The sequence below is a fragment of the Ruegeria sp. CJ2 genome, assembly GCF_056536745.1.
Genome location: NZ_JBQFQF010000002.1, coordinates 421,114 through 438,264 on the forward strand (window position 1 = coordinate 421,114; position 17,151 = coordinate 438,264).

At 55.6% G+C, this 17,151-nt stretch carries 15 protein-coding genes; 9 read left to right on the top strand and 6 right to left on the bottom strand.

The features are described 5' to 3' along the window. A complete protein-coding gene (locus ACR0MS_RS04460; protein WP_480568646.1) occupies positions 1–1,323 on the top strand; it encodes a 3-deoxy-D-manno-octulosonic acid transferase in 1,323 nt (440 codons plus the stop codon). 46 nt (positions 1,324–1,369) lie between these two features. Here the strand turns inward: ACR0MS_RS04460 and ACR0MS_RS04465 are convergent, their stop codons facing one another. The 5 genes from ACR0MS_RS04465 to ACR0MS_RS04485 all read right to left on the bottom strand — a co-directional run bounded on the left by ACR0MS_RS04465 (position 1,370) and on the right by ACR0MS_RS04485 (position 6,691). Next, positions 1,370–2,533, bottom strand: a complete 1,164-nt coding sequence (locus ACR0MS_RS04465; protein ID WP_480568643.1) for a M20 aminoacylase family protein — start codon at positions 2,531–2,533, stop codon at positions 1,370–1,372. A gap of 39 nt (positions 2,534–2,572) precedes the next feature. Next, positions 2,573–3,715 carry an MFS transporter gene (locus tag ACR0MS_RS04470; protein ID WP_480568640.1) on the bottom strand — a complete coding sequence of 381 codons (1,143 nt, stop codon included), beginning with the start codon at positions 3,713–3,715 and terminating at the stop codon, positions 2,573–2,575. A gap of 69 nt (positions 3,716–3,784) precedes the next feature. Beyond that, entirely contained in the window at positions 3,785–5,062 is a 1,278-nt protein-coding gene (locus tag ACR0MS_RS04475) for a DUF3422 family protein (RefSeq protein WP_480568637.1), read from the bottom strand. 108 nt (positions 5,063–5,170) lie between these two features. Continuing rightward, positions 5,171–5,527 carry a VOC family protein gene (locus tag ACR0MS_RS04480; protein WP_480568635.1) on the bottom strand — a complete coding sequence of 119 codons (357 nt, stop codon included), beginning with the start codon at positions 5,525–5,527 and terminating at the stop codon, positions 5,171–5,173. A gap of 489 nt (positions 5,528–6,016) precedes the next feature. After that, complete coding sequence (locus tag ACR0MS_RS04485; RefSeq protein WP_254428729.1) at positions 6,017–6,691, bottom strand: TetR family transcriptional regulator C-terminal domain-containing protein; 675 nt, start codon at positions 6,689–6,691, stop codon at positions 6,017–6,019. A gap of 88 nt (positions 6,692–6,779) precedes the next feature. Here ACR0MS_RS04485 and ACR0MS_RS04490 point away from each other — a divergent pair, with 88 nt between their 5' ends. The 8 genes from ACR0MS_RS04490 to ACR0MS_RS04525 are packed head-to-tail and all read left to right on the top strand — an operon-like array spanning position 6,780 to position 16,874. Then, positions 6,780–7,649, top strand: coding sequence for an ABC transporter permease (locus tag ACR0MS_RS04490; RefSeq protein ID WP_170549885.1), 870 nt, complete (start codon positions 6,780–6,782; stop codon positions 7,647–7,649). Continuing rightward, positions 7,646–8,434 carry an ABC transporter permease gene (locus ACR0MS_RS04495; protein ID WP_170752062.1) on the top strand — a complete coding sequence of 263 codons (789 nt, stop codon included), beginning with the start codon at positions 7,646–7,648 and terminating at the stop codon, positions 8,432–8,434. Before ACR0MS_RS04490 ends, ACR0MS_RS04495 begins: the two co-directional genes overlap by 4 nt. Beyond that, entirely contained in the window at positions 8,431–9,528 is a 1,098-nt protein-coding gene (locus ACR0MS_RS04500) for an ABC transporter ATP-binding protein (protein WP_170752059.1), read from the top strand. The genes ACR0MS_RS04495 and ACR0MS_RS04500 overlap by 4 nt, the downstream gene beginning before the upstream one ends. 19 nt (positions 9,529–9,547) lie before the next feature. Then, positions 9,548–10,609, top strand: coding sequence for an extracellular solute-binding protein (locus ACR0MS_RS04505; protein ID WP_234899375.1), 1,062 nt, complete (start codon positions 9,548–9,550; stop codon positions 10,607–10,609). Between the two features lie 60 nt (positions 10,610–10,669). Then, the gene (locus ACR0MS_RS04510) at positions 10,670–12,733 is read left to right on the top strand and encodes an oxidoreductase (protein ID WP_480569748.1); all 2,064 of its coding nucleotides are present in this window, start codon (positions 10,670–10,672) and stop codon (positions 12,731–12,733) included. After that, positions 12,730–13,962, top strand: a complete 1,233-nt coding sequence (locus tag ACR0MS_RS04515) for an aromatic ring-hydroxylating oxygenase subunit alpha (protein ID WP_171125941.1) — start codon at positions 12,730–12,732, stop codon at positions 13,960–13,962. The genes ACR0MS_RS04510 and ACR0MS_RS04515 overlap by 4 nt, the downstream gene beginning before the upstream one ends. Further along, positions 13,955–15,517 (top strand): trimethylamine methyltransferase family protein, encoded by a 1,563-nt coding sequence (locus tag ACR0MS_RS04520; protein WP_480568627.1) that lies wholly within the window; start codon positions 13,955–13,957, stop codon positions 15,515–15,517. Before ACR0MS_RS04515 ends, ACR0MS_RS04520 begins: the two co-directional genes overlap by 8 nt. Beyond that, positions 15,510–16,874, top strand: coding sequence for an aminotransferase (locus tag ACR0MS_RS04525; RefSeq protein ID WP_170752049.1), 1,365 nt, complete (start codon positions 15,510–15,512; stop codon positions 16,872–16,874). The genes ACR0MS_RS04520 and ACR0MS_RS04525 overlap by 8 nt, the downstream gene beginning before the upstream one ends. An 89-nt stretch (positions 16,875–16,963) precedes the next feature. Here the strand turns inward: ACR0MS_RS04525 and ACR0MS_RS04530 are convergent. After that, positions 16,964–17,151 (bottom strand): hypothetical protein (locus tag ACR0MS_RS04530; protein WP_480578871.1); only part of this gene is annotated, 188 nt, incomplete at its 5' end.

A 17,151-nucleotide genomic window follows, 5' to 3' on the forward strand; every position in this document is an offset into this window, starting at 1 on the left:
ATGCCCGATCGCTCAGAACGGCCAACGCTGCTCTACAACCTGTATTGCGGCCTGACCGGGGTTGTCGCGCCGATCGTTTGGCAAACGGTTCGCAAGAAAATGCAGGCCGCCGATGTCCCGGTCGAGCGTCAGCATGAGCGGCTGGGCCATGCAAGCCTGCCGCGACCGGGCGGCCAACTGATCTGGTTTCACGCTGCAAGCGTCGGGGAAACTCTGTCCGTCATCACCCTGATCAAACGCCTTGGCCAGCGCCTGCCCGAGGCCGAGTTCCTCATCACATCCGGCACACCAACCTCGGCCGCGTTGATCGCCAAGCGGATGCCCCCGCGTACGCGCCACCAATTCCCGCCACTGGACACGTCCGGGCCGGTTCAGAGTTTCCTGAACCATTGGCGACCCGATGCCGGCGTTTTCGTCGAAAGCGAAATCTGGCCCCGGCTCATCGTTGAAAGCGCCGATCGCAACATCCCACTGGCCCTGCTGAACGCCCGCCTGTCCGACAAATCCGTCGAAGGCTGGAAAAAACGACCGAAAACCGCGCGGTTCATCCTGGGCAAGTTCCAACTTTTCCTGACCCAAAATGACAAGGCGGCGGAAAATCTACGCCAGATGGGGGCCGCGCGCGAACGCGTTCAATCAGGCACCAACCTCAAGGCTATGTCCGACCCCTTGCCCGTTGACCAGAACACCCTTTCAGAGATCCAAAACCAGATTTCAGGCCGCCCGGTCTGGATCGCCAGTTCCACCCATCAAGGCGAGGAAGACGCCGTTCTCGCGGCACATGGGCAGTTGCTGAAGCAACGCCCCGACTTGCTGTTGCTTCTGATCCCCCGCCACCCTGAACGCCGAGACGAAGTCGCCGCGCTTATCACGCAAGCCGGGCTGACAGCCGCTTACCGCTCCTCAAACGAAGCGATCACAAACACAACACAAATCTATGTGGCGGATACTTTGGGGGAAACCGGCACGTGGTACGCAATCTGCCCCATCGTGTTCCTCGGCGGCTCATTGAAAGAAATCGGAGGGCATAATCCCTTCGAACCCGCACAAGCCGGGGCCGCGGTCATCACCGGATCCGGCTATTATAATTTCGCGGAAACTTTCGCGCCCCTGATCGAAACGGGAGGCGCGGTGGAGATAAACTCCGCCCCGCAACTGGCAGCAATCATTGACAAATGGCTCTCTGATCCAAGCGCACTGAATTCAGCCAAAGCCGCCTCAAAATCCTGCGTCAATACGCAGAAATCCGCCTTGGATGAAGTCGTCGAAACCCTGTGCAACAGGCTATCTTTACTGCCACGGGATCCCTCTTCATCTGGCTAAAAATATCCCGGGGGTGTGGGGGCAGCGCCCCCACGCACGTCGCCAGTCACGCAGCAGGCATTCGCTGTTCTACGATCTCTGCCCACCAACTGCACCCGGCGGGAATAGCCTCATCATTGAAATTGTATTCCGGATGGTGCACAGCCGCCGTGTCGCCGTTTCCAACCAGAATATAAGCCCCGGGCCGCTCCTCCAGCATGAAGGCAAAGTCCTCGCCTCCCATGACCAACGGCGCGTCGGCACAATCACCGGCCACGGATCGCGCGACATCGGCCGCAAAACCCGTCTGTTCTTCGCTGTTCACCATCACCGGATAACCGCGATAATAGGTAATATCTGCCTTCCCACCGAACGTGGCGGCGACCCCGTTGCAGATTTCTCCGATACGCTTCTCAGCCAGATCCCTCATCGCTTCGCTCATCGTGCGCACCGTCCCTCCCAGCTTGACTGTCTGCGGGATCACGTTGAACGCCGTCGAGGATGTTTCAAAAGACGTCACCGACACGACTACCTGATCAATGGGATCAGCATTGCGTGACGCTATTGTCTGCAGGGCCATGACCGCTTGCGCGGCAAGGACTGTCGTATCAACAGTTTCATGAGGCTTGGCCGCATGCCCCCCTTTGCCCTCAAACACGATATCGAACTGGTCAGTCGCGGCAAAAAAGGCGCCGGGGCGAATGGCAAAACTCCCGACCGGACGACCGGGCCAGTTGTGCATCCCATAGACCTCCTGAATGCCCCAGCGGTCCATCATCCCGTCTTCGCACATCTCGCGGCCGCCACCGCCGCCTTCCTCCGCGGGCTGAAAGATGACCACCACGGTGCCGTCAAAGTTCCGCGTTTCCGAGAGGTATTTCGCAGCCCCCAACAGCATCGCCGTATGCCCGTCGTGACCGCAGGCATGCATGGCACCGTCTGTCTTGGACGCATAGTCCAGCCCTGTCGCCTCATGAATAGGCAGCGCGTCCATATCCGCGCGCAGTCCGATCACCTTGCCTTTGGTATCGGCCTTGCCCTTGATGACGCCGACAACGCCCGTGCGCCCGATCCCGGTTACGACCTCGTCACAGCCAAATTCCCCGAGCTTTTCAGCAACCAGAGCGCTGGTGCGATGGGTTTCAAACAGGATTTCGGGATTTTGGTGGATATCACGCCGCCACTCGGTGATTTCATTTTGCAGTTCCGCAAAGCGGTTTTTAATCGGCATGTCTATCTCCCATATTTTCTTGTTCCCTGCTCTCGGCGGTCAATCCAGTGACGCGGGTCTCAGCGCACCGGACAAGATAACAATCATGATTGCAAGCGGCAGCAGGGCCGCGAAAGCCAACCGCAATGTAAGCATCTCTGCCAAAAACCCAATAAGCGGAGGGCCAATCAATAGCCCCCCGTATCCCAGTGTAGCCACGCTTGCGATCGCCTGACCGGGCGGGACATGTGGGTCCTTGGCCGCGCGACTAAAGGCCAATGGCATGATGACCGCATAACCAATACCCATCAACGCAAAGCCTGTAAGCGCCAGCAACGGCTGCGCTGCCGATACGACCCCCAAGACACCCAATGCCGCGCAAACACCGCCAAATCTGGCTGTCGCGACAGGCCCGAACCGAGAGATGACCAGCCCTCCGGCCAATCGGAACGCAACCATGGTGACCGAGAATACAGCGTAGCCCAAGGCCGCGACACTCTCGGCTGCACCCGTCACGTCCCGCAGGAAAATCGCGCTCCAGTCCGCGACCGCGCCCTCGCCCAATGCACCGCACAGGGCTGTGAAGCCAACAAGGATCAGCGCCCCGGATGGCAAGGCAAAAACCGCGCCGCCAGACGGCACCGCCCTGCGTGACGTCCAGCGCACCCAAGACAAAGCCAGCGCCAATCCAACCACGACACCGCCCGCCAGCAAAAAGTGCTGCATCACACTCATGCCAAGCTGCACCGCCCCGTAGCCACTAAGCGCACCCAGCCCGGCCCCAAGGCTCCACATCGCGTGAAACGAAGACATGACAGGCTTGTCATAGGCTTGCTCGACCTCGGCAGCCCACGCGTTCATCGCAACGTCCATCGACCCGTGAAACGCGCCAAATATGAACAAAAAGGCCGCCAACGCCCAAAAACTACCGGCAAAGGCCAGCAGAACCAGCGACAGAGTATAGAGAACCGCAATAACACGGGTGATGGAAACCGCCCCAAACTTGTCCGTCAGGCGACCGGTAATCGGAAAGGAACATACGGCGCCTGCTGCCATGAACAGCAGACCAAGCCCAAGCGCTTCGTGCGTCAGGTCCAGCCTGTCCCGAACCGCGGGAATACGCGATGCCCATATGCCGAACAACGCCCCATTCAGGATGAACATGGCGGCTACAGCCCGCCATGCGGCTACGATTCCAATCACGGGTCTACCCTCAGCTCTTCCCCTGCCCCGGTCAGTACTACAGACACGGCACAGAATGGCAAACGGGGTTTACTCCAACCGCTTGCGGATTTGCCGGATCGCGAACCACACGATCAGCACAACCGGAATCGTGACAATCGCCGTCAACATGCCTTTGCTAATCCCGGCCTTGGTCAACGGATACAACAGGTAGCTGACCAGCGAGACCGCATAATAGCTGATGGCAACCACAGACAACCCCTCAACCGTGTGCTGCAAGCGCAGAGCCAGATCAGCGCGACGGTCCATACTCTCCAAAAGCTTCTGGTTCTGTGCACTGCGTTCAACATCCACCCGCGTCCGCAACAGCTCACCCGCACGGATGGCCCGATCCGACAGGGCCTGCAAGCGCCGCTCGGTCGACTTCACCGTGCGGATCGCGGGGTCATAGCGCCGCATCATGAAATCGGCAAAGCTCTGGCGGCCCTCAAACCTCTGCTCGCGCAACACCTCAATGCGCTGATTGACGATGGCCTCATATGCACCGGTTGCGCCAAACCGGAACGAGCATCGGGCGGACAATGTCTCCAACTCAATCGACGTGGCCAGCAGGTCCGGCAAAAGATCGTCAGGATGGGCCGAATTGTCGGTCATCTGCCCCATAAGCTGCGTAAGCTGCGCGTCCAATTCACCGATCCGGGGCGTCAACTGCTTGACGCGGGCAAAGCCCAGCATCGACATCGCCTTATACGTTTCAATCTCGCAAAGGCGCTGAATGATCCGCCCCGTTCTGCGCCGTCCCGTGCCTTGGGTCACAAACAGCGCAAAGCGCATATGCCCAGCCGGATCAATCCGAAAGTCGCTGGCGCAAATGGCCGCATCATCTAACACCCTCGCCACCGCAAGGCTTTCAGGCTCGAACCAATCGGACAGAGACGCCTGCACCGCGGCGTCGCTTTCCAAATCCACAACCCGCATCATGGCCGAGGTCACGCGCTGCCCCGGACTGGCCATCAACCAGTCCGGTGGAAACACCTCAAAATCGGCAGGGTTGAAGGCTCGGTCGCTGACATTCTGCGTAATCGCTGTATATGTCACAAACTCGGTATGCTGCTCCCACTTGAGCCAATGACGGCCAATCTGCCCCGCGTAATGGGTGGCTTCGGGCTGCGGATGCGGCGCACCATGACGATCCAGCAGATTGATCAAATGCGTCATGTCTTCGCTTCGATCCCGCGCAACCGCCGCAGTCGGTTTCTTTATGGCCAGAAACACCACTGTGCAGGGGGTCGACGCAACCGGAAATGGCCGCGCGTGCAGTTCGTTGGCCAACGCATAGCGCAGTGGATGGTCATCAATGGGCGTCATTCAGGGCTCCGGGTCTGATCGGCGCACTATACGATACCTCAAAAATACATCAATTCTCTTTTTATTTCATATGCTTACAAGGATACAACGGTATACAAAACCGCTATCTCATTGATTTGGCTGCCACAGCTCAATCGGGTTTCCCTCTGGATCATGGATTCGGGCGAATTTTCCGACCTCACTGTCCCATTCGGCGCGTGTCTCAACAAGGATGCCGGCATCTTCAAGCTGCGCGATCATCGCGTCCAAGTCGTCGACTCGAAAGTTAATCATCCATTGCTGTTCGGTGCGTCCGAAATAATCCGTGTCCTGCGCAAAGGGCGCAAAAACCGTGTACCCGGCACTCTGTTTCCAAGGCAAAGGGTTGAGCTGGTTCACACCAAGATGCGTCTCATACCACCGTCCAAGCGCCTCTGGATCGCGCGCGCGGAAAAACAAACCGCCTATGCCATTCACTTTCTGCAAAACCAACCCATTCGCGATCAACTCCCGCCAAGAGTATCACATCCCGCCCGCTTCATCTGGCCAAAAATATCCTGGGGGGCCTTGGGGGGGCAAAGCCCCCGCCAAGCACAAAAAGAAAAGGGCGCCCGAAGGCAAGGCCCTATAGGTAAATGTTGAAAGAGGTTGAGAGTTCAGCCTCTTTCCTTTTGTGCTCAGATTGAGAAGTTCGAAAATTGCCGCCAACTATCAGACGTTCGATTTTGGTGCAGCGAAGGACCGCTTCGAGCCCAAAGGCGACTTAGGCTACGGGCGCAGCATTTGTCGTTTTGGGCGGAAAGCGGTCTTTCGCTGCACGTGCAATGGAAACCTTTCTTCGGGGGAAAGCGGGCGTTGGATTTCGTCCAATGCACGGGGGTGTTGCATTTAGACGCCAGGGAATTCGCCAATACCAGCAGTCGGCTTTCCAAGAACATGCTGTTTTTCTGTCTCAAATCTGAGCGTCCCGAAATCTCACAATTTAAATTTTTCGGGGAAAAGTCCGCACAAGAAACGTCTGATAAGATCAACAGAGCGTCGTCGTGAAAAACCCTGCATATCTGTTAGGTAATTGACCCACATACCTTCCAGCAAAGCCAGCGTTCCGGCAGTGGCATCGTCCACCAAGTTTGGGTCACGCTCGTTTTTTTGAGCTATCTCCTTAAACGCAAGCCGCAATGTCTCGACAAGTTTTTGATCCTGAGTGCTGCTGTAGCGGGCAATGCCTGGGTGTGAGCTCGCGATGCCGCGAAATGCATGCCAGATTTTTGTACTTCTTGGATTGAGCAGTGCTTCGGACAGATCCGCCTCGATCACAGCCATCACTCGGTCTTCGGGCGATGCATCCGAGCCCAGATCGGTCATTTTGTCCATCTCGGAATAATATTGGGCACTGAAATGCTGGGCTGCTGCCGTCAGCAAATTGTCCTTCCCGCCGAAATGCAAATGGATCATTCCGCGTGACAAACCAGAACGCTCGCAGATGCAGCTGACCGTCGTCTCGGTGACTCCAATATCCGCGATAGAGTCCAGAGTCGCCTTGATCAGAAGTTGCTTACTGGCATCTGGATCACGTTTCGAGCCACGTTTTCTTCCTCTAACGTTTTCCACTTTATTCAATAATTCCATTTCCTTGATGGCATCACTCAAGTCTTTCTCACAGGAAGATTGACACGAAAGACCGTTCTGGCGCAACATTTAATGGACGATCGTCCATTAGTGACTCGTGAAAATCCGGATGGGAGTTTGGGTAATCTTTCGTAGCGAAGCATCCCGGGGCTATACCCTCAGCGCACCAGCCACGGCTTATGTGGGCTTTCTGGTGGCGGCTCCGTTGTTGATCTTGATCGCCTATTCGTTCTGGACGCAAACCTACGTAACGCTCGACAAGACGCCGACACTAAAAAACTATAGCGACGCGTTTGCTGATCCTCTGGTTAGACACTTAATGCTAAGGTCGATCTGGATTGCCGGAGCAGTTACAGCAGTTACTGTCGCACTGGCATATCCCATCGCTTATTTCATCGCGATGAAGGCCCGTAAAAAGACCATCTGGCTTCTGCTCATCACCATTCCATTCTGGTCTAGCTACCTCCTGCGTGTATTTGCGTGGAAACTCATCCTGGGGTTCAACGGCGTAATGAATTCTGCACTGCTGATGCTTGGTCTGATCGACGAACCGCTCGACTTCCTTCTCTACAATGAATTTGCAGTCGTGCTGACGCTTGCCCATGCTTGGGCGCCATTTGCGATCCTGCCGATCTATGTCTCATTGCAGAAGATCGATCCGAGCTTACTAGAAGCCGCCACCGACCTCGGTAACAGCCCTTTTCAACGCTTCATGCGGGTGACGCTGCCACTAACCATCCCGGGGATCATTGCTGCTTGTCTGATCATATTTATTCCCACGGTAGGTGACTATGTGACCCCGGCACTGGTTGGCGGGTCGGATGGAAAGATGATCGCCAACCTTATTCAGGTGCAGTTCGGGGCCGCCAACAACTGGCCACTCGGCGCCACCCTTTCACTGATCGCGATGCTATCGGTTGGCTTTGTCGCTATAGTGTTTGTAATTACCGCCACCCGGCTAGGGAGGCGGATAAGATGAGACGCCCTTCGACCCTGACAGCCTACGCCTTTCTGTATTTGGTTTTTCTTTACCTGCCGGTCCTTTTTCTGCCCTTGTTTTCATTCAACAGCGGCACAATCGTTGCCTTTCCCATCAAGGGCTGGACGCTGGACTGGTATCGGAAGCTGGGCGAACAGGATACCTTGATCCAGGCCCTTTGGAATTCGCTTGGCGTCGGCACCGTCGTGGCACTTCTTTCTACCGCTATGGGATTGTTCGCCGCCCGCGCCTTTGTTCGGTACCGTTTTCGGGGTCAGCGTGCTGCAGAAGGTCTGGTGATGCTGCCTTTGGTTATACCGGGCATTATCGTCGCTTCTTCAATGCTGGTTCTGTTTTTGTTTATCGGTCTTAAGCCGTCTTTGCTGACCGTCGTTCTGGGTCATACATTTCTTGCGCTGCCGTTTTCCGTCTCGATCCTGAAGTCTGCGTTTGATGACTTCGATGCGTCGCTGGAGGAAGCATCATACGATCTAGGTGTCGGCGTGTTCGACACCTTCCGCCGCGTGACGCTTCCGGTCGTTTCCCCGGGTATCGTCGCAAGTTTGCTGGTCACTTTCACAGTCAGCTTCGACGAGTTCGTGCTCGCCTTTTTCCTGTCCGGCAACCAACCAACCTTGCCAGTCTACATCTGGAGTCAGATTCGTTTCCCCGCCAAGCTTCCAAACGTTTTGGCCTTAGGCTCTATCCTGCTGCTTTCATCGGTTCTACTTTTGGTGCTGGCCGAGTATTTCCGGCGCCGCTCATCCGCATCAGGGGTCCAATGACAGAAAAAAACATCATCGAACTCAGGGGCGTCGAGAAACGCTATGGCACTTTTCTTGCGGCTAGCGGGATCGACCTCGATCTCAAGGAAGGCGAGTTTTTCTCACTCCTCGGCCCATCGGGATGCGGCAAAACCACGGTATTGCGGATGATCGCTGGTTTCCAAGAGCCGACCAAAGGCACCGTACTGATCGACGGTCAGGATATGGATGGTGTGCCTGCCAACAACCGCCCGACGAACATGGTTTTTCAGAGCTACGCCATCTTCCCGCACCTGAATGTTGGAAACAACGTGGCTTATGGATTACGTGGCAAGGCCCCCAAGGCCGAAATCGACCAGCGTGTGGCCGAAGCCTTGGAAATGGTCGAACTGGGCGGTCTTGAGGATCGCGGCGCAAGTGAGCTGTCAGGCGGGCAGCGGCAAAGGGTGGCGCTCGCCCGTGCGCTGATCATGCGACCCAAAGTATTGTTGCTGGATGAGCCCTTGTCGGCCTTGGACAAGAAGCTGCGCGAGCAGATGCAATTTGAAATGCGTAATCTGCAGCAATCGCTGGGTATCACCTTTGTGATGGTCACACACGACCAATACGAGGCGATGACAATGTCTGACCGCATTGGCGTGATGTTCAATGGGCGGCTAAAGCAGGTGGATACGCCAACAACGCTTTACGCCCGGCCCTGCGATCAGCAGGTTGCCAGTTTCATCGGTGAGATGAACATTTTGCCTGCCCAGTTGCTTGAGGAAAATGGCGATACGCTTTCAATCGACGCGAAGGCCTTTGGCCAAATGGAGATTGAAAAAAACCCCAACGTCGCAACCAGCGCCCGAGATATGAACATCGGTATTCGACCCGAACAATTGGAAATCACCTCTGAAAAACCCGAAGACTATCCATCAACTGTTCAGGGCAAAGTCAGCAACGTCGCCTTCTATGGCGAGAACATTCACTACCACATTCAGGTTGCGGAAACCGACAAGCCGATCTCGGTCTCGGTTCCGAACTACTTTCACACGGTTGATTTCAATCGCGGCGACGCAGTTTGGCTGGGAGTCCAAAGCGCCAGCGTGATTGATCTTGGCACTGACACAGAATAAGACAATGGGAGGAAAAAAATTGAAACTTCAGGGAATTGCGGCCTTCGCATGTGCGACGGCAATAAGTACAGGAAGCGCCAGCGCCGGTGGAGCTGATCTGACGGTATTTGACTGGTCGGGATATGAAGACCCGGGATTCTTTGCCAGCTACATGGAAAAATACGGGAATGAAGCACCGAGCTATTCCTATTTCGGTAGCCAGGAAGAAGCCTTTACCAAGCTAAGCTCCGGATTTACAGCTGATTTAGCGCATCCTTGTTCCGACGCGGTCAGAAAATGGGTCGCAGCCGATCTGATTCAGCCGCTGGACGAAAGCAAGCTGACCAATTGGGCGGATGTGCTGCCCGAGATCAAGGAGGTCGACGCCATCGTTCTGGACGGCCAGCTTTACATGTTGCCGTTCGAATGGGGAAACACGGGCCTTATCTATCGCACCGACAAGATCTCGGGGGACGATATCTCACTGCAATTGCTGGCCGACCCGGCTTATGCCGGTAAGATCGCTATCCCGGATGCCGCATCATCTGCTTATGCGTTAGCGGCGCTGGCTACTGGAAATGCTGACGACTACACCAACTTGAGCGATGAGCAGTTCAAGGAAGCGTCTGACTTCCTGCGCTCGATCCACCCGAACATGCGCTTTTACTGGTCCGACGCAGGTCAGTTTGACCAGGCCATGACCAGCGGCGAGATCGAATTTGGTTGGGCCTGGAACCAGTCAGAACTAAACCTGATCTGGAATGAGGTGCCTGCCGCGATGATGCGAGACGTCGACAAGGGTATCGCGACCTGGGCGTGCGGCTACGTGCATCTGAAATCATCCACGACACCGGTCGATCAGGTCTATGATCTGTTGAACGCGCTTACCGACCCGGCCAGCGGTCAGTACATCATCGACAACTGGGGCTACCCGCATTCGAACGCAAAAGCGTTCGAAGTTGCCGATCAGGCCAACATCGAAGCCTATGGTTTCTCCGATCCAAAAAGCTTCTTCGAGGGCAGTTTGTTCTTTGATGCGGTGAACCCCGAGCTTGAGGCAAAAATGCTGGCGGAGTTTGAACGGATCAAAGCCGGCTTCTGATTCAACAGTATCTCCGGGGCCAACCAGCCCTGGAACACAAACACAGGAAAACGCGTGAACATGTCAGACGCGAACCCATATGCTATGCTCTTGGAACCGGTTCAGATCGGGCCAGTCACTGCCAGGAACCGCTTCTATCAGGTGCCTCATTGCACCGGGCTGGGGCACCTCCGACCAAGGGCGGATGCTGCCGTTCGTGGAATGAAGGCCGAAGGCGGGTGGGCGGTGGTTTCCAATCAGGAGACCGAGATTCACCCGACTTCTGACCTTTCTCCTTACGCCGAAGGGCGGCTATGGGACGCGCGCGATGTGCCCGCGTTGCGGCTGATGACAGACGCAGTGCATGCACATGGTGCGCTGGCGGCTATCCAGCTGGTTCATAACGGCAATCATGCGCAAAACCTGCTTACCCGCGCCCCGGTTCTTGCACCTTCCGAAATGTCTGTCGACACTACACACCCCAAGCAGGCGCGGGCTATGGATAAAGCCGACATTCGGGAATTTCGCCGTTGGCACCGCGAGGCCGCCTTGCGCGCGAAAGATGCCGGATTTGACATCATTTATGTGTATGCCGGGCACAACATGACATTGGCGCAACATTTCATGCTGCCGCATATGAACCAGCGTAGCGATGAATATGGTGGGTCGCTCGGAAATCGCGTGCGTCTGACACGTGAACTGCTGGAAGACACTCACGAAGCCGTGGGCGACAGCTGCGCTGTGGCGTTCCGTTTTGCTATTGATGAGATGATGGGTGCCGGGGGCATGCAGGTAGCAGAAGAAGGCCGCGCCGTTGTCGAGCTTTTGGCCGATCTTCCTGACCTATGGGATGTGAATGTGGCTGACTGGTCCAATGACAGTGCCACGACTCGTTTTCAGCCAGAGGACGGATATCAGAACGCGTTTCTGTCCCACGTTAAACAGATCACCCAAAAACCTGTGGTTGGTGTCGGTCGCCTGACATCCCCCGACATGATGCTGTCGATGGTCAAAAAAGGAATTGTCGACCTTATCGGTGCCGCGCGGCCATCCATTTCGGACCCTTTCATACCAAAAAAGATCGGGGAAGGCAGGATCGACGAAATCCGCGAATGCATCGGCTGCAATATCTGCGTGTCGTCGGACAATCTGGGTATCCCGATCCGATGCACTCAAAACCCCACGATGGGTGAGGAATGGCGACGCGGTTGGCACCCCGAGATCATCGCGCCGAAAAAGAGCAACGCGGATACTTTGGTTGTTGGCGGTGGCCCTGCCGGTCTTGAATGCGCCATGCAGTTGGCAAGGCGAGGATATCAGGTGACCTTGGCCGAAGCGTCAGCCGAATTGGGCGGGCGGGTTACGAAGGAAAGCAAACTTCCCGGCCTCGCAGCTTGGTCCCGGGTCGTCGACTATCGTCTGCATGATTTAAAGCAACGCGGCAACGTTCAGCTTTTCACTGACAGCAGGCTTGATGGCGATCAAGTGGCAGAGCTGGGCGTCGAACACGTCTTTGTGGCCACCGGCAGCCTTTGGCGAACCGACGGCATGGGCCGTAACACCCAGCGCCATGTGCCCCAGATCGAGCAAAGCGCCAATGTGCTGACGCCTGATGACATAATGAATGGTGTTCTACCGCCTGATGGCCCGGTCATGATCTATGATGACGATCATATCTATCTGGCAGGAGTGATCGCCGAAAAACTGGCGACGGCAGGATACCAGGTGGTCTTTGTCACGCCGGAGAATTTGGTTTCAGCTTACTCCATCAATACTTTGGAGCAGCCTCGCATTCAGGCCCGTCTGATGGAGCTTGGTATCGACATTCGTTGCAATCAGGTGCTGACGGCGGTTCAAGGTGACATGGCCCGCATCGGTTGTGCCTTTACTGGTCGCGAAATGGATATTCCATGTGCCTCGACAATTCTGGTCACTGAACGTCAGCGTGAGACGACGCTATATGACAGCTTGCGCGGGCTCAGGTTGAAAACCGTCGAACTTATTGGCGATGCCGCTTCTCCAGGGCTGATCGTCGACGCAGTCTTCGCGGGCCACCGCGCGGCCCGTGATTTTGAACGCCCCAAGGCAGAAGCAGACCAGGATTGGTTTCGCCGCGAGATAATCGATTTGGAGGAAACGAGATGAACAGCCGACCGTTTGAGTTGGATGCGCTGATAGCCTCGCACCAGTACGGCCACGCCCTGCCGCGCGAATTCTATACCTCCCAAGACATCTATAACTATGACATCGCCCGGGTCTGGAACCGCAACTGGCTTTGGGCAGGTCACGTCAGTCAAATCCCAAGCCCCGGTGACTACTTCCTGTTAGACTATGGCCCGGAGAGCATTATCGTTGTTCGCGACCGCGATGGCGACATTCGTGCTCATTTGAATGTCTGCCGCCATCGCGGATCTCGCGTCTGCACTGAACAATCCGGCAACGCCCGCGTTCTTGTTTGCCCCTACCACGCATGGACATATGAGCTATCAGGAAAACTTCGTGCAAGTCACAATATGGGGGAACAATTCGACCCGTCAAAGTTTGGGCTTCTTCCCGTTCAGGTGAGTGTCTTCAAGGGCCTGATCTTTGTCTGTGCCGATGCAAACACCCCATCACTTGATCCTGTCCTCAGCAAACTTGAGCCACTCGTCGAACCCTATGGCCTGAACGATTTGAAAGTAGCGCATACCGCGTCATTTCCTGTTCCCGCGAATTGGAAACTAGCGGTTGAGAACTACCTTGAATGCTACCACTGCGGGCCAGCTCACAAAGAGTATTCTCGCTCCCATAGCTTGAAATCACCGCAAGACATGGCTGGTTTGGTCGAACCGCTAAAGGCTAGGGCTGTAGAAGCCGGGCTGTCACCCAATGAATTGACTCTTGTCGGCGACGCTGCGCTGACCCCATTTACCAGCGGGTACTATCGTCGCTATCCGCTTTACCAAGGCTACAAAACCGGCAGCCAATCGGGCGAGGCACTTGCACCATTGCTTGGAACGCTCAAAGGCTTCGACGGTGGCGCAACTGACTTTGATATTGGTCCGTTGAATTGGTTCCTGATTTATTCGGATCACATGGTCGGCTACCGCTTCATTCCACGAGGCTTACAGGAAACCGACATTCAGGTGGTCTGGCTGGTTCGCGCTGACGCCGAAGAAGGCGAAGACTACGACAAAGAAGACCTGACCTGGCTTTGGCATGTCACATCTTTGGATGACGAACGCATCATTCGCCACAACCAGTCCGGCGTAAATTCTCAATACTTCCAACCGGGCCCCTTGGGCGAGATGGAAACCTCGATCCAGGACTTCTACGATTTCTATTTCAACATGATCAGCCCGGACCCAGAACAAAGGATGTCCGGTCATGGCTGACGCAAAATCACGCCGTCGCGGCGGCGGCGGACGCGCCGCGCGCATCAAGGTTCAACAGGCTACCACGGGCAATGAGGCCGTACGTGGAGGCCTAAGTGGCGGCCGCTATAAACCGCTGACCCAAGCAGATATGGAGAACATCCATCAAGCGGCCTTAACCGTTGTGGAAAACACGGGCGTTACCGACCATTTCCCGGAATTGCTTGATCTGGTGCTTCCCAAAGGCGCAGTTTTGAATGACCTCAATAGGCTGTGCTTCCCCCGCGCCCTTATGGAAGACATCCTGGCGGCTGCCGCCAGAGAGTTTTATGTCTATGCCCGCGGTGAGCGTGCAGGCAAAGACGACATGCATTGCTCGGCCGAGAGTGTCTATTTCGCCAACTCTGGCACCGCCGTCACAACCTTCGATTCCGAGACCAAGTCCTATCGTCCATCGGTTCTGCGCGACGTTTATGATTTCACCCGACTAGTGGACCGCTTGGACAACATCCATATGCTGGGCGACACAGTTTTGGCCACCGACGTGACCGATGATTTCGCTCACGACATGAACACCATATATGCGATGCTCGCAGGCAGCCAAAAGCCTGCCTGTCTGACCTTTCGCGACCGCAGCCATATCCCGCATGCCATCCGCATGTTTGATTTGGCTCACGGTGGTGAAGGGGCTTTCATGAAGAAGCCAAGCGTCATATTTGGCGGCTGCCCAATGGTTTCCCCCTTGCGGATCGGCAAGGAGAACATGGAAATCCTGATTGATACTGCCAAACTTGGTCTAACTGTCGATCTGGCCGTGCCTCCTCAGGCCGGGGCCACAGCCCCCGCGACGCTTGCGGGAACACTGGTGCAAACCGTGGCCGAAACGCTGGCCTGTGTTGCCATTGTAAACCTCATCACACCGGGCTGTCCGGTCTGCTTTGCCGCCTGGCCCTTCATCACAGACCTGCGTAGCGGATCGTTCACCGGCGGCAGCGGTGAACAGGCTCTCATCGGGGCGGCAGCCATTCAGATGGGCAATTTCTACGGCCTTCCCACATCCGTTGGCGCAGGCATGACCGATGCAAAAATACCCGACGCGCAATACGGGTTGGAAAAAGCACTGACCTTCACGCTTGCCGCCCATGCCGGTGCCAATCGTTTGTGCGAGTTCGGCGGTATGATGGGTAGCCTGATGGGATGCAGCTTTGAAAGTATGGTCATCGATGACGAAGCGGGTGGTATGATCCTGCGATCGTTGCGCGGGATAGAGGTCACGGATGAAACCATGGCGGTAGATGTGATCCACCAGTGTGCCATCGACCCAGGTCATTTCCTCGGTAACCCTCACACGCTGAACTATATGAACACCGAATTTGTCTACCCGCGGCTCATGGATCGTGAGCGTACAGATACATGGGAAAACGAAGGCAAAACTGATCTATTGGACCGCGCCCGTGACAAGGCCAATTCCATTCTCGACAGCCATTTCCCCAACTACTTCGGCGCCTCAGACGCTCAGGTGCGCGAAGAGTTCCCAATTGTGATGAGCGCAGAAAGCATGGCCCGCCGTGGATAACTCTAACGCCAAGCACTGGGACAACGACCATTTCCTGCACCCGTGGGAAGGAATGGCAACTTTGGGCAAAAGCGACCGCACTTTTATCGAAGGTGCCAGCGGCATCCATGTGGTTAACGAAATAGGCGAACGCTTGATCGACGGACCAGGCGGGATGTGGTGCACTCAGATCGGTTATGGGCGAGAGGAGATGGCCGAGGCCATGGCTGAGCAGGCTCGAAACCTCGCCTATTTCTCTCCCTTCAACAACGCCAACTCAACTGCCGCGCTGTTCGCACGCGAAATCGCCAAACGTGCGCCGGGCGACTTGAACAATGTCTTTTTTACCACCGGCGGTTCGACTGCGGTGGATACGGCCATCCGCTTTGTCCACTTTCGAAACAACCTTTTGGGTCGGCCCGAGAAAAAGAAGATCATTTCAAGGCAAAAAGCCTATCACGGAAGCACTTATCTGGCGGCCAGCGTCAGTGGAAAAGAGCGTGACAGGCTTTGGCTAGACAAGGCGGATGACCTCGCACATTTCCTGCCCGACGTGAATCCGCTCTACCGTTCACCTGGTCAAAGCGACGAGAGTTTTCTAAAGGAGAAAATTTCCGATCTTGAAAACGCCATTGTAGCTCTTGGCCCCGAAAACGTTGCCGCTTTTATCGCCGAACCGGTTCTGGCATCTGGCGGCGTGATCGTGCCGCCGAATGGATACCACAAAGGCTGCCTAAACATCTGCAAGAAGTATGATGTTCTTTATATCTCCGACGAAGTGGTGACGGCATTTGGGCGATTGGGCCATTGGTTTTCGTCAGATGCTGTTTTCGGCATTCAGCCTGACATAATCACTTGTGCCAAAGGAATGACATCTGGGTATGCGCCGATGGGTGCCGCGGTTATCTCTGACCGATTGATCGCAGACGTTGGAGGAAAAGATGCGACCTTCTCAAATGGCTACACCTATTCTGGTCATCCGGTTAGCGCGGCTGCGGGTTTGAAGAGCATTGAGATCATAGAGCGGGAAAAACTTCTCGAACACGTTCAAAAGGTCGCTCCGGTTTTTCAGGATCAGCTGCAGCATTTGCGACAGATTGATATCGTTGCCGATGTGCGCGGGATGGGGTTGATGGGATGCGTACAATGCTCAGTCGATGGTGATCCCCGGAGTGATCTGGGATGCGACTACGAGATTGGCGGCCAGATCGATATAGAATGCCAAAAACGTGGGTTATTAGTTCGACCTATTATCAACATGTGTGTTCTTTCACCGCCCCTTATCATCAGCGAAAGTGAAATTGAGCAGATGTTTTCTATCTTGCGCAAGGGGCTTGAAGCGACACGAACGTGGCTTGGCGGAATCAGTGAACAATGAAGAGCTTGCGCCACTGTTGCGGATGTCCGCAGACCGGTATGCCACCGCAGCATTTGAATTCCGTCCTAAATGTCCGCAACGGGCCGTTGTCACACATCCCGACAAAATGACTTATCGGCAGCTTTGTCCGCAGAGCGGTCATTGGAGTCCCATGGAGTGAGTGTCCGCTTTGTCCGCAGAGCAGCCTTAGCGTAACGCAAAAACGAACGGCGTTTTTTTTGCTTGCCGAGTTCAGAAACTGAAGAGATCCCGATCATACACAAAGCCCTTTGCAATA